Annotated in this window: 13 protein-coding genes; 10 read left to right on the forward strand and 3 right to left on the reverse strand. The window is 70.3% G+C overall.

Going from position 1 to position 12,901, the window contains the following annotated elements; all coding sequences use genetic code 11:
- The first annotated feature begins 100 nt into the window (after nucleotides 1–100).
- From ACFY1P_RS34305 to ACFY1P_RS34315, 3 genes are read left to right on the forward strand one after another with little or no spacing between them, the layout of a single operon-like run.
- The gene (locus tag ACFY1P_RS34305) at nucleotides 101–1,171 is read left to right on the forward strand and encodes a PhlD (RefSeq protein ID WP_361532779.1); all 1,071 of its coding nucleotides are present in this window, start codon (nucleotides 101–103) and stop codon (nucleotides 1,169–1,171) included.
- The gene (locus tag ACFY1P_RS34310) at nucleotides 1,168–1,458 is read left to right on the forward strand and encodes a hypothetical protein (protein ID WP_390752913.1); all 291 of its coding nucleotides are present in this window, start codon (nucleotides 1,168–1,170) and stop codon (nucleotides 1,456–1,458) included. The genes ACFY1P_RS34305 and ACFY1P_RS34310 overlap by 4 nt, the downstream gene beginning before the upstream one ends.
- Nucleotides 1,455–1,772, forward strand: coding sequence for a cupin domain-containing protein (locus ACFY1P_RS34315; RefSeq protein ID WP_361532773.1), 318 nt, complete (start codon nucleotides 1,455–1,457; stop codon nucleotides 1,770–1,772). Before ACFY1P_RS34310 ends, ACFY1P_RS34315 begins: the two co-directional genes overlap by 4 nt.
- Nucleotides 1,773–2,134: 362 nt before the next feature.
- Here the strand turns inward: ACFY1P_RS34315 and ACFY1P_RS34320 are convergent, their stop codons facing one another.
- Nucleotides 2,135–2,518: an anti-sigma factor antagonist gene (locus ACFY1P_RS34320; protein ID WP_390752914.1), complete on the reverse strand. Its 384-nt coding sequence runs from the start codon at nucleotides 2,516–2,518 to the stop codon at nucleotides 2,135–2,137.
- A gap of 558 nt (nucleotides 2,519–3,076) precedes the next feature.
- Here ACFY1P_RS34320 and ACFY1P_RS34325 point away from each other — a divergent pair.
- The 7 genes from ACFY1P_RS34325 to ACFY1P_RS34355 all read left to right on the forward strand — a co-directional run bounded on the left by ACFY1P_RS34325 (nucleotide 3,077) and on the right by ACFY1P_RS34355 (nucleotide 9,501).
- Nucleotides 3,077–3,241: a hypothetical protein gene (locus ACFY1P_RS34325; protein WP_361532767.1), complete on the forward strand. Its 165-nt coding sequence runs from the start codon at nucleotides 3,077–3,079 to the stop codon at nucleotides 3,239–3,241.
- Between the two features lie 10 nt (nucleotides 3,242–3,251).
- Complete coding sequence (locus ACFY1P_RS34330; RefSeq protein WP_361532764.1) at nucleotides 3,252–3,545, forward strand: Dabb family protein; 294 nt, start codon at nucleotides 3,252–3,254, stop codon at nucleotides 3,543–3,545.
- A gap of 181 nt (nucleotides 3,546–3,726) precedes the next feature.
- The gene (locus tag ACFY1P_RS34335) at nucleotides 3,727–4,650 is read left to right on the forward strand and encodes an RNA polymerase sigma factor SigF (protein ID WP_390752915.1); all 924 of its coding nucleotides are present in this window, start codon (nucleotides 3,727–3,729) and stop codon (nucleotides 4,648–4,650) included.
- A 187-nt stretch (nucleotides 4,651–4,837) separates the two neighbouring features.
- The gene (locus ACFY1P_RS34340) at nucleotides 4,838–5,671 is read left to right on the forward strand and encodes an RNA polymerase sigma factor SigF (RefSeq protein WP_116212976.1); all 834 of its coding nucleotides are present in this window, start codon (nucleotides 4,838–4,840) and stop codon (nucleotides 5,669–5,671) included.
- 72 nt (nucleotides 5,672–5,743) lie between these two features.
- Nucleotides 5,744–6,286, forward strand: a complete 543-nt coding sequence (locus ACFY1P_RS34345) for a hypothetical protein (RefSeq protein ID WP_390752916.1) — start codon at nucleotides 5,744–5,746, stop codon at nucleotides 6,284–6,286.
- A gap of 1,065 nt (nucleotides 6,287–7,351) precedes the next feature.
- The gene (locus ACFY1P_RS34350; protein WP_361532755.1) at nucleotides 7,352–7,801 is read left to right on the forward strand and encodes a MarR family winged helix-turn-helix transcriptional regulator; all 450 of its coding nucleotides are present in this window, start codon (nucleotides 7,352–7,354) and stop codon (nucleotides 7,799–7,801) included.
- A 59-nt stretch (nucleotides 7,802–7,860) separates the two neighbouring features.
- Nucleotides 7,861–9,501, forward strand: coding sequence for an MDR family MFS transporter (locus ACFY1P_RS34355; RefSeq protein ID WP_390752917.1), 1,641 nt, complete (start codon nucleotides 7,861–7,863; stop codon nucleotides 9,499–9,501).
- A 185-nt stretch (nucleotides 9,502–9,686) separates the two neighbouring features.
- Here the strand turns inward: ACFY1P_RS34355 and ACFY1P_RS34360 are convergent, their stop codons facing one another.
- Nucleotides 9,687–10,403, reverse strand: a complete 717-nt coding sequence (locus ACFY1P_RS34360) for a TetR/AcrR family transcriptional regulator (RefSeq protein ID WP_361535520.1) — start codon at nucleotides 10,401–10,403, stop codon at nucleotides 9,687–9,689.
- 738 nt (nucleotides 10,404–11,141) lie between these two features.
- Complete coding sequence (locus tag ACFY1P_RS34365) at nucleotides 11,142–12,629, reverse strand: MFS transporter (RefSeq protein ID WP_361535523.1); 1,488 nt, start codon at nucleotides 12,627–12,629, stop codon at nucleotides 11,142–11,144.
- Between the last annotated feature and the right edge of the window lie 272 nt (nucleotides 12,630–12,901).

Genomic DNA, 12,901 nt, shown 5'->3' on the forward strand with positions numbered 1-12,901 from the left:
CGTCCGGCGCGCGCGGGCCGCGCAGCCCCGGCACCCCCACACCGCCCGGAGAACCACCTACGGCCCAGAACAACGGCGCCTTTCCCACCACGGAGCAGTCATGATCTACGTCAACCGCCCGGTCGTCGCACTGCCACCCCACGAGGTCACGCTCAAGGAGATCCAGGACGACATCGTCCGCGCGCATCCCGAACACCCCCGGCTCCCGGCCATCCTGCGCGTCCTGGACTCGACCGGGGTCCAGCGCCGTCGTTTCGCCCGTCCGCTCGCCACGGTGGCCGCCGACCGGCCGGCCGCGGAGAGCAACGCGAACGCCTACGCCGATCTGTGCGAGCTCGCCGAGCGGGCCGCGCGCGAGGCCCTCGACACCGGCGGCCTCGGCCCGCTGGACGTCGACTGCCTGATCACCACCCACGCCACCGCGTTCGCCGTCCCGGGCCTGGACGTCCACCTGGTCAACGCCCTGGGGCTGCGCTCCACCGTCAGCCGGATCCCCATGACCCAGCTCGGCTGCGCGGGCGGCGCCCACGCGCTCGTACGCGCAGCCGAGTTCCTCGCCGCCCACCCCGGGCAGCGCGTGCTCGTCGTGGCCGCGGAGATCCTCAGCTCGGTCTACCAGCACAGCGACGACAGCATGGAAGCGATGATCTACAAGGCGCTGTTCGGTGACTCGGCCGGTGCCTGCGTCGTCTCCGACGCCCGGCCGGCGGGCCCGGCGTTCCGGGTGGACGACACCTGGGAGTACGTCGTGCCGGACAGCACCGAGCGCTACGAGATGACGCTGGACGACCGGGGCTTCCACTTCGGCAGCACCCCGGCCGCGCTCAAGGGCGTGGGTGACCTCATGCCGCACCTGCGCGACTGGCTCGGGGCGGACACGGGCGCCTGGAAGCCGCAGTTCACGGTCGCCCACACGGGCGGCCCGCGCATCCTGACGGACCTCGCCACCGGCCTCGAATGCCTGCCCGAGGTCACCCGCCACTCCTGGGAGAGCCTCCAGGAGCGCGGCAACCTCGGCGCCGTGGCCGTGCTCGACGTCCTGGCCCGCACGTACGACGAACCGCCCGCCACCGGGGACACCGGCGTCCTCATCGGCTTCGGCCCCGGCTTCACGGCCGCGGCGTGCCGGGCGACGTGGTGCGGGCCCACGGAAAAGGGGGAGCGGTCATGAGCGGAGCACCCGTGGTGCTGGACCTGGTCGGTCCGGGCGCGGTCGACATGACCGGGCTGCTGTCCGGGGCGATCCGCGGCCTGGAGCTGGTGGACGTCCCGGCGGCGGAACGGAGCGGCTCGTACGCCCCGTTCACGGAACTGGTCGTCCACGTGGACGCCGACCCCGCGTGCCCGGCGCCGGACATCCCGATCCCGACCGGCGCGCACACGCTCTTCACGCTGCGCGATCCGGACCGGTGCATCCCGGTCACCCTGGACGTCACGAGCAGGAGGCCCGAAAAGTGATCCTCGCCCCCGCCACCGGCTCCGCCACGGCGATCCTGGAACGCATGGTCCCGTCCGGCGTCCTGCACGCCGAGTGCGACGACGCCCAGCACTGGCAACTCTGCGAAGCGGAACGCTTCCGCCTCACCCCACCCCCGGACACGGAGACGACCTTGATCGTCCTGGAGGGCGACATCACCCTCTCCCTGGAGGAAACCCCTCCGGTGAACGCCCACGCGGGCCAGGTGGTCCTCATCCCCCAGAACGCGAGGGGCGAACTCCACACCCAGGCAAGACGGGTCCGCTTGCTGGGCCTGACGACGAGGGGCGGCTGAACGAGCGCCGGACGGGCTGAAGATCTATGGACTACGGTCCGCGAATTCCAGCCCGTCCGGCGCTTGAGGACACCGCGCGAAGCGCGGTCAAGGGGTCCGGGGCGAAGCCCGGTTTCCGGGGACGCATTCAGCCCGTCCGGCGTTTGAGGACGCGCACGCTGGGGGCACCTCCCAGCGGTAGCTGGGGGAGCTCCCGCCGCTGGGGGCACCTCTGGGGGCACCCCCGGACGGAGTCTGGGGGAGGTAGCTGGGGGAGGCAACGCACCCGCAGCCGGGGGTCTGGGGCACGCGCCCCAGTTTCGGGAAGGGGCGGGGCTGGGGAAAAAGCCCGCCGCAGGCGCAGCCGACCCGCACCCGCCCCCCTAAGCCGGCACACTCCCATCCTCCGCCCCAGCGCCATCCTCCGCCCCCGCCGGAAACGAATCCACCACAGCGAACACCCCCTCCACCCCAGCGAGCCGAAGAACCCGCACAACCCGAGGCACCCCCCGGACAAGCCGAAGCCGCCCACCCCGTTCAAGCATCCGCCGCCGCGCCCGGAGCAACAGCCGCAATCCGCTCGCGTCCAGAAAAGTGACCCGGCGAAGATCGATGACGACGTCCGCCCGGAACCGCTCGGTGAGCGCGTCCATGCGCGGCCCGAGCACCTGCTCCGCCAAGATGTCGATTTCCCCGTGCAGTTCAATGATGATGGCGCCGTACGCCACGCGCTCCCGCATGGCGAAGACGGGTTCGTCCGCGCCCATGTCGCCCCTCACCGACCTCCCTCGGCCCGCATATGCCGTATGCCTTTCTGGTGCCCCGGCAGTACGTACTTCTCACCTTCGCCGCAAGGGTGAGAGCTCTTGGTGCATTGAGGGGCACAGGCGCGTGCGGGAACGAACAGAAGTGCGCGGCGCGCCACAAGAGGCGCGCGGGGCATCGCGGTGGCCCGCCGGTGAACGGGCGAGGAAAAGGACGGGGGGAAGCGGGCACCAGGTCACGGCGCCCGCTTCCCCCCGATGAGGACACGGTCCTCCAAGTACGGGCCGCGGTCGGGGGGAAGCGCGGCCCGGACCCCGCAGTGAGGCCCATGTCCCTGGCCCGCCGGATTCCTGCCAGATCCAGCGCGCTTGCTCCCATCCTCCCGCCACGGCCCGACCCGCCCGGCGGCCGAAGGACCCCCCTTGGCGGGCCTTTGGTCCTTAAAGGTGCCGTGAGGAACCGTCTCCGCCGGGGCCACCGGTCCAGCCTTTCGCCCATACGTGCGGTTAGACTCTCGCGTCCATAGGGGCACCGGGGACAGCAGGGGAGGCTGTGGGGTCGTGGCACAGGCGAAGAAGATCGCGCTCTACGCCGTCATCATTTTTGTGGCGTACACGATCATCCACTCCCCGGCGCGGTCGGCGGAACTCGTGCAGATAGGGTTCGAGGGCATCTCGGACGCCGCCAAGAGCGTCGGCGAGTTTATGACCCAGCTGATCAACTGAGGGCAGAACCGTGATCCGTCACCTCGTCCTGTTCAAGCTCAACGAGGGCGTCGAGCGCGACGACCCCCGCGTCGCCGCCGGCGTGCAGGCGTTCGAGGAGCTCGGCAAGGAGATCCCCGAGCTCCGGTTCTGGGAGTGCGGCTGGAACGTCTCGGACCGGCCGATCGCGTACGACTTCGCCATCAACTCCGCCGTCGACGACGCGGACGCGCTCCAGCGCTACCTCGGGCACCCCGCGCACCAGGCGGGCGTGGCGCAGTGGCGCGAATTCGCCACATGGGTGATCGCCGACTACCCGTTCTGAGGGAACCCCGGCCGACCTGCCGGGATGCCCGTCTCCGCACGACGCAGAGGGCCCTTCGCCGACCCCGGCGAAGGGCCCTTTTTCGCCACCCAACACGACGCTTTGCGGTGCTTGCACACAGTGCACATGTCTTGTGATGCTATGACCGCTTTTGCCGGATGAGTTGACCGTGAAGGGTGGCGTGACCGTGTCGGCCCGTACCGTCCCCGAAGCCCCCCTCCAGCGCGACCAGCCCCCCGCCTCCGCCGAGGCCCACAAGCCCGCCCCCGAGGCGCCGCCGGCCCCCGCCGCCGGCCCCGCCCGCGACGACTCCGGCGACGAGTCCGAGGACCACCCCAGGAGCCGGGGCGCGGACGCCAGGGCGCTGACCCAGGTGCTCTTCAAGGAGTTCGTGACCCTCCAGCCCGGCACGCCCGAACACACACGCGTACGGGCCGCCCTGATCGAGGCGAACCTCCCCCTGGTGCGCTACGCCGCCGCCCGCTTCCGCAGCCGCAACGAGCCCATGGAGGACGTCGTCCAGGTCGGCACGATCGGCCTGATCAACGCCATCGACCGGTTCGACCCCGACCGCGGGGTGCAGTTCCCGACCTTCGCGATGCCGACCGTCGTCGGCGAGATCAAGCGCTACTTCCGCGACAACGTGCGCACCGTGCACGTCCCCCGCCGGCTGCACGAGCTGTGGGTGCAGGTCAACGGCGCGAGCGAGGATCTGACGGTGCTGCACGGGCGGACGCCCACCACCGCCGAGATCGCCGAGCGGCTGCGGATCCCCGAGGACGAGGTGCTGGCCTGCATCGAGGCCGGCCGCTCGTACCACGCCACCTCCCTGGAGGCGGCCCAGGAGGGCGACGGCCTGCCCGGCCTGCTGGACCGGCTGGGCTACGAGGATCCGGCGCTCGCCGGGGTCGAACACCGGGACCTCGTGCGCCACCTGCTCGTACAACTGCCGGAGCGCGAACAGCGCATCCTGCTGCTGCGCTACTACAGCAATCTGACGCAGTCCCAGATCAGTGCCGAACTGGGCGTATCCCAGATGCACGTGTCCCGGCTGCTCTCCCGGAGCTTCGCCCGGCTGCGTTCCGCAAATCGAATCGACGCGTAACCCTCACGGGTGACAGCCCTTGAGGCCAGCGGGCAGATATGTCGACTTGACGCTACAGCGTGTTGCCGACATGTGACATTCTGCTGGAACTGCGTTTGCCACAGCCCGGCCTCCGGTATTCAGGTGGAGGCTGAACCCTCGTACGAGGGAAGTTGCTGTGACCCGTCCGCGACCTCAAGGGGGTGGCATGTCCGTAGACCTGGGCAGCGCGAAGGTGCTCGCCAACGACGCACCGCACGCCGTGCTCGACGACTGCGAAGCCATCGACACCCGCACCCTCTCCCGCTCGCTGTTCCTGCGGCTGGCCACGCTCGACCGGGACAGTGCGGAGCGTACGTACGTCCGCGACACCCTCATCGAGCTCAATCTCCCGCTGGTGCGCTATGCCGCTGCCCGCTTCCGCAGCCGCAACGAGCCGATGGAGGACATCGTCCAGGTCGGCACGATCGGCCTGATCAAGGCAATCGATCGTTTCGACTGCGAACGGGGGGTGGAATTCCCGACCTTCGCGATGCCGACCGTCGTCGGCGAGATCAAACGGTTTTTCCGGGACACCAGTTGGTCGGTGCGCGTGCCACGCCGGCTCCAGGAGCTGCGCCTGGCCCTCACCAAGGCCAGCGACGAGCTCGCCCAGAAGCTCGACCGCTCCCCCACCGTCCCCGAACTGGCTCTGTGCCTCGGCGTGTCCGAGGACGACGTGGTCGACGGCCTCGCCGTCGGCAACGCCTATACGGCCAGCTCGCTGGACTCGCCGTCCCCCGAGGACGACGGCGGCGAGGGCTCCCTCGCCGACCGGCTGGGTTATGAGGACAGCGCGCTGGAGGGCGTCGAATACCGCGAGTCCCTCAAGCCCCTGCTGGCCAAGCTGCCGCCGCGGGAACGGCAGATCATCATGCTGCGCTTCTTCGCCAATATGACGCAGTCGCAGATCGGCGAGGAGGTCGGCATCTCCCAGATGCACGTCTCCCGCCTCCTCACGCGCACGCTCTCGCAGCTGCGCGAAGGGCTCATCGCGGACTGAGGACGGGTTCAACGGGGGACCGTTCACCTCACCGATGTGTACACCTGACGTTGCGTCAGCCACACTGGGCCGATGCGACGGAAGGCGCCGGTCTTCGCGATCTCTGTCCTGGCCGCCCTGCTCTCGGGCTGCGCCGGCAGCGACCGGGACCCCTATGTCGCAACTGCGGCCGACCCCGCGGAAGGCACGATTCCGCCACTGGGCGGCGTGGAACTGATCCCGCTCCCGCCCTCACCTTCGGCCTCACCCTCGGCCTCATCCTTGGCCTCACCGCCGGCCTCGCCCTCGGCCTCACCCTCGCCGAGCCCGGGCCCCGCCCTGCGCGTAGGCCCCCTCCACCGCGCCCCGGACCCCGCCGGACGCCGCTGGTGCGACAAGGTCACGCTGACCTTCACGAACACGGGCCCCCGACCCATCACGACCGGCACGGTCACCTTCGCCACGCATGTCTTCGACGCGACCGGCGCCGAGCGGGCTACGCTCCCGTCCTCTTCCGCGCTCCCCACGATCGGGGTGGGGCGGTGGGTGGAGGGGGCGTGGAGTGTGTGCGCGGATGAGGGGCGGGTGGGGGTGGGGATGCGGGTGGAGACGCGGGTGGTTTCGGCTACACCTTGAGTGCGGCTCGGCGCCGGCCGGGCTTGTGCGCTTTCCGCTGGGTGCGGGGGCGGTTTTTGGGTGCGGGTCCGTTGTCTTGTGCGGGTTGTGTGCGCCTGCGGCGGGCGGCCTCAAACGCCGGCCGGGCTGGGTTTGTGGTGGGTGCGCTTTCCGCTGGGTGCGGGGGCGGTTTTTGGGTGCGGGTCCGTTGCGCCTGCGGCGAGCGGCCTCAAACGCCGGCCGGGCTGTGGTTGTGGGTGCCGGGGGCGGGGCCTCCGGGCTGGGGACCTGGAACGCGGTGCGGGCACCGTAAGACGTATTGAGTGCCGTCAAGACGCACCGCGTTCCAGAACCCCACCCTCCGACCCCACCCCCTCCCGCCGGAGAGCGAGTGCGGGCTGTGGGGTGCGCCATTCTTTTTCTTTTCAGCCCGTTGGGGGCACCTCTGGGGGCACCCCCGGACGGAGTCTGGGGGAGGTAGCTGGGGGAGGCAACGGGCCCGCAGCTCGGGGTCCGGGGCAGCGCCCCCCCACGCGGCGGAGCCGCACATGAGATGCAGCCGGGAAAGGGCGGGGTAGGGGAACAAAGCGCCGCAGGCGCCCACCCACCCGCACCCGGCAACGGGCCCCGCCCCCCGCGGAAACCGCCCTTCAGGAAAGCGCCAGCCAAGCCACCGCCGCCACAACCACCACGATCGCCACGATCACAGCGGCCGTGACCCCGACCCGAGACCCGGAAGCCGGAGCCGAAGCCGCAGGCGCAGCCGCACGCCGCCCACCCCCCGGCGCCTCGTCCACGAACGCGCGGAACATCTGAGTGCTCCCCGCCGGGTCGTAACCCTCGGGGTTCTGCTGGGAGTGCTGATGGGGGTTGGCCATAGGCCAGGACCCTAGCGAAGGCACCCCGCGTTTCGCGCGCCGGGCCACGTAAAAACCGCACCCACCCCACCCCCACCTGCTGCTTTACACAGCACCAAGTAGAGCTTGAAGGTTCCTTTACCAGATAAGCCCCCATTTCGTTTGCCTTTAGCAACCAAGTTCTGGTCTTATGGTTGCCCTGAGCAACTGAAGTGGAGGCGTGCGTCGAGTGGCCGCACAGGAGCAGTACGAGGAACTCAGCCGTCAGCTCGGGGCCGTCGCCACCGTGCGGCGCGACCTGGGTCGCGTGCTCCCCCCGGAGTGCCCGCCCTCGTCGGCGATGATGCTCGCGCTGCTCAAGCAGTGCGGCGAGGTCCGGATGAGCCGGCTCGCCGAACTGCTGGGCATCGACATGTCGGTGACCAGCCGCCATGTCGCATACGCGGCCGAGCGCGGCTGGCTGGACCGGCACCCGGACCCGCTCGACAAGCGCTCCCGGCTGCTCAGCATCAGCCCTCGGGGGGAGGAGTTGCTGGAGCAGGTGTCCGCCCGCTACACCCGGGCGCTCGCCGCCTGCCTCAGCGACTGGCCCGACGAGGACGTCGTCCGGCTCACCGAGTTGCTGGGCCGGCTCCGCGAGAGCTTCGGCGGCTGCCGGGTGCGCGCCGCGCAGCCCTAGCCGTCTCCGCGGACCGCGCGAAACCCCACACACGTACTGATCGGCAGTAAAGGAATTCCATGGCCAAGACCACACCCGCCGGTGTGGGGGGCGGACAGACCACGCACGGAGGCCACTCCGGCTCCGACGCCGCCCCCATGACGCACCGCCAGATCATGGAGGCGCTGTCCGGGCTGCTGCTCGGCATGTTCGTCGCGATCCTGTCGTCGACGATCGTCTCCAACGCGCTGCCGGAGATCATCCACGATCTGCACGGCAGCCAGTCCTCCCTGACCTGGGTGGTCACGGCCTCGCTGCTGGCGATGACCGCGTCCACCCCGCTCTGGGGCAAGCTCTCGGACCTCTTCAGCAAGAAGCTGCTGGTCCAGATAGCCCTGATCGTCTACGTCGGTGGTTCCGTCGTGGCCGGTCTCTCCCAGAACACGGGCACGCTGATCGCCTGCCGAGTCGTCCAGGGCATCGGCGTCGGCGGTCTCTCGGCCCTCGCCCAGATCGTCATGGCCGCGATGATCTCCCCGCGTGAGCGCGGGCGTTACAGCGGCTACCTCGGCGCCACCTTCGCCGTCGCGACCGTCGGCGGCCCGCTGCTCGGCGGCGTCATCACCGACACCGACTGGCTCGGCTGGCGCTGGTGCTTCTACGTCGGTGTGCCCTTCGCGATCATCGCGCTGATCGTGCTCCAGAAGACCCTGAAGCTCCCCGTCGTGAAGCGGGACGTCAAGGTCGACTGGCTGGGCGCGTTCTTCATCAGCGCCTCCGTCACCCTGCTGCTGATCTGGGTGACCCTGGCCGGCAAGAACTACGACTGGATCTCCTGGCAGACCTACGTCATGGTCGGCGGCTCGATCGTGCTCGGCGCGCTCTTCGTGTTCGTCGAGTCCAAGGCGTCGGAGCCGATCATCCCGCTGCGGCTGTTCCGCAACAAGACGATCTCCCTCGCCTCGATCGCGAGCCTCTTCGTCGGTGTCGCGATGTTCAGCGGCACGGTGTTCTTCTCGCAGTACTTCCAGCTCGCCCGCGGCAAGACGCCGACGATGTCCGGCGTGATGACGATCCCGATGATCGGCGGCCTGTTCATCTCGTCGACCGTCTCGGGCCAGATCATCACCAAGACGGGCCGCTGGAAGGCGTGGCTGGTCTCCGGTGGCGTGCTGCTGACCGCGGGCCTGGGCCTGCTGGGCACGATGCGCTACGACACGCCGTACTGGCACCTGGCGATCTACATGGCGCTGGTCGGCCTCGGCATGGGCATGATGATGCAGAACCTCGTGCTCGCCGCGCAGAACCAGGTCGCCCCGCAGGACCTCGGCGCCGCCAGCTCCGTCGTCACCTTCTTCCGCTCCCTCGGCGGTGCGGTCGGTGTCTCGGCGCTCGGCGCGGTCTTCGCCAACCGGGTCCCGGACTACGTCAAGGACGGCATCACCGCGCTCGGCCCGAAGGCCGCGGCGGCGCTCGGCAAGGGCGGCTCCGGCGGTGGCATCCCCAAGCTGTCCGACATGCCCGCCCCGATCCGCGAGGTCTTCGAAAGCGCCTACGGGCACGGCGTCGGCGACGTCTTCCTCTACGCGGCGCCCTGCGCGCTGCTGGCCTTCATCGTGACCCTCTTCATCAAGGAGGTCGCGCTGAAGAGCAAGTCCGGTACGCAGGCGGCGGCCTCCGGGTCCGCGCAGGCGGACACCGAGCCGGCCCGGCAGGGCTGACACAAGAACCCCGGCGGCAGGGGCACGGCACGAGCGGAGGCGTGCCCCTGCCGCCGGAAGCCGGGACCGGAACGGCATGAACGGTCCCGGGCGATGAGCCCCGGTGGGCGGCGCGCGCTAATGGCAGGGGACGGCCTGCGCGCCACCACCGGGGCTTTGCCGTACGTGCGGCAAAGCCCCGGTTTTCAGCAGCGGTCGCGCATGGCCTCGATGCCCGCGATCACCGTCTCCAGGGCGTAGGCGAAGTCCTCCTCGCGACGCTGCTCCCGGCTCATGGGGGTCTGCGAGTCCATCAGGTCGACGGCGTCCTTGAACGACTTCTCGTAGTCGTCGCGCTCCGCGACCTCGGTCATCAGCCGCTCGAAATACTCGTCCTCGGACAGGCCCGCGGCGTTGCAGCGCTCCTTGAACAGCCCCTCGGCCGTGCAGAACCCGTAGACGAACTGGAAGACCGCCGACAGCGCCCCGGTGATCCGCTCCTCCTCCACGCCGCTGCGCCGGATCACGGCCAGGCAGGCGTTGGTGTACGCCATCGACTGCGGACCGATGTTGAGATAGCGGCCCAGCAGCTGGGTCACCCAGGTGTGGCCGGAGAGCATCTTGCGGTACTCCAGGGCGAGCAGGCGCAGCTGGTCACGCCAGTCCTCGTCCTCCCGGGAGACGTCGGGCACCACCATCGAGCCGTTGATCCCGTCGAGGACGATCTCCAGGAGGTCGTCCTTCGTGTCGACGTACCAATAGACGGACATGGCCGTCACCCCGAGCTCGGCCGCCAGCCGCCGCATCGAGAACTTCGCGAGCCCCTCGGCGTCCAGCAGCCGCACCGTCGCCGCCACGATCCGCTCCAGATCGAGCCCGCCCTCCCCGTCCCCCTTCCGCTTGGGAACCGCCTTCCGTGACAACCAAACACTGGCCCGGGGGCTCTCGGCTCGACTGCTCGCCATTGCGATTCTCTTTCTTTTACGGGGCGGTACGTACGGAATGCTAGGCGCTGGGTGCGGGTCCGTTGCCGGGTGCGGGTTGTGTGCGCCTGCGGCGGGCGGCCTCAATCGCCGGCCGGGCTTGGGTGGTGGTGGGTGCGCTTTCCGCTGGGTGCGGGGGCGCTTTTTGGGTGCGGGTGCGTTGCCGCCTGCGGCGGGTGGCCTCAATCGCCGGCCGGGCTTGGGTGTGTGGTGGGTGCCGGGGGTGGGGCCTCCGGGCTGGGGACCTGGAACGCGGTGCGGTTGCTGTGAGGCGTGTTGAGTGCTGTGAAGTCGCACCGCGTTCCAGAACCCCACCCTCCGACCCCACCCCCTCCCACCGGAGAGCGAGTGCGGCTTGTGGGGTGCGCCAGGCTCTTCTTTTTCAGCCCGTCCGGCGATTGAGGACGCGCCCGCAGGGCGCTCCCGCCGCAGGCAGCCGCGGACCCGAGGTTCGGGGTCTGGGGCAACGCCCCCCACGCGGCGGAGCCGCACATCAGACGCAGCCGGGAAGGAGCGGGGTAGGGGAACAGGCCCGCCGCAGGCGCCCACCGACCCGCAGCCGGGGGCCTGGGGCGCGTGCCCCCACGCGGCGGAGCCGCACATCAGACGCAGCCGGGAAGGGGCGGGGCTGGGGAACAAGCCCGCCGCAGGCGCCGCGGACCCGCCCCCAGAGACCGGTCAAACCTTCCGCTCAGCCCTCCGCAGCAGCACCGCCGCCACAACCCCACCGGCCAACACCGCCGCCGCCCCCACCAACTGACTCGCCTGCACCCCAGAGGCAAACGCGTCACCGATGGAAACCCGATCCGCCTCACTCCGCGCACGCGAGAGCGCGGCCGGCAAAGACCCCGCCCCCGCCGCCACCGCAGGTACAAGCGCCGCGAACCGCGAGTTGAGGACGGCGCCGAGCACCGCGACACCCAGCCCGTTGCCGCACTCCTGGAGCGTGCCGTTCACGCCGGCCCCCACGCCCGCCTTCTCCGGCGGGATCGCGGACATGATCGCGTTGGCCATGGCCGGCATGGAGAGGGCGATGCCGACACCCATCAGCACCAGGCCCAGGAACATCCCGCCGTAACCGTGCGCACCGAGCACCGCGATCGACGCGAGCCCCGCGGCGAGCAGTCCCATGCCGCCGGCGATGGCGACGGGCGTGCCCACCTTGGGCAGCAGCCGGGCGCCCACGCCCGTGAGGTTGAGGACGACGATCACGAGCGCGAGCGGCGTCATCCGCAGGCCCGTCTCCAGCGGGTCGTAGCCGAGGACGAGCTGGAGGTGCTGGGTGAGCAGGAAGAACGAGCCGCCCATGCCGAAGGCCACGAGGATGCCGCCCGCGACGGCGCCCACGAAGCGGCTGTTGCGGAAGAAGCTCATGTCCAGCATGGGGAACGGGATGCGCCGCTCCCACACGGCGAAGGCGGCGAGCGCGACCGCACCGATGAGGGCCGCGCTCACCACCCGTCCGGAGGTCCAGCCGTGCACGGGACCGGAGATGATCGCGAAGGTGATGCCGGTCATGCCGATGGTGGAGAGGAGCGCGCCGAGGAGGTCCGGCCGGTCGCCCGAGGGATTCTTCGACTCGGGTACGAGCTTCAGCACGGCCACCAGGCCGACGAGCGCGACCGGCAGGTTGATCAGGAAGATCGAGCCCCACCAGAAGTGGTTGAGCAGCGCGCCGCCGATGAGCGGCCCGGCGGCGAAGCCGAGCGAGCTCACGCCGCCCCACAGGCCGATCGCCTTGGTGCGCTCCTCGTCGTCGAAGACCTGGACGACGACGGCGAGCGTCGTGGTCATCAGCAGCGCCCCGCCTATGCCCATGCCGGCGCGGGCGGCGATCAGCTGCCCGGTGGAAGAGGCGAGCCCGGCGACGAGCGAGCCGATCCCGAACAGGGCGAGGCCGGTGGCCAGCATCTTCTTGCGGCCGTAGCGGTCGGCGGCGTTACCCGCGGCGAGCAGCAGGCCGGCCTGCACGAGCGAGTAGGCGTTCATCATCCACTGCACGTCCGCGGTGGAGGCGTGCAGCTCCTCGGTGAGGGAGGGGATCGCCACGTTCAGGATCGTGTTGTCCAGGAGGACCGTGAGCTGCGCGAGGCAGATGACGCCGAGGATGAGCCAACGCGCGGGATTGCGTTCGGGATGTTTCCCGGTGGCGTCGGTGGTGTTCATGGTCGTGGCGGTCACACGGCCCCCCTTGTACGGTGTACGACTGATGGTCGTCGGACACCGTACAAGACGCCCTCTACGCCGTACAACGACTTTTCACCGGGCCTACGCGAGGAGCCGCAGCCTGCGGCGGGCTTTGTTCCCCACCCCGCCCCTTCCCGAAACCGGGGAGACCCCGGACCCCCTTGACCGCGCTCCGCGCGGTGTCCTCAAACTCCCCCAGCTACCTCCCCCAGACTCCGTCCGGGGGTGCCCCCAGAGGTGCCCCCAACGGG

This window comes from Streptomyces sp. NPDC001407, from assembly GCF_042895325.1.
Taxonomy (GTDB): domain Bacteria; phylum Actinomycetota; class Actinomycetes; order Streptomycetales; family Streptomycetaceae; genus Streptomyces.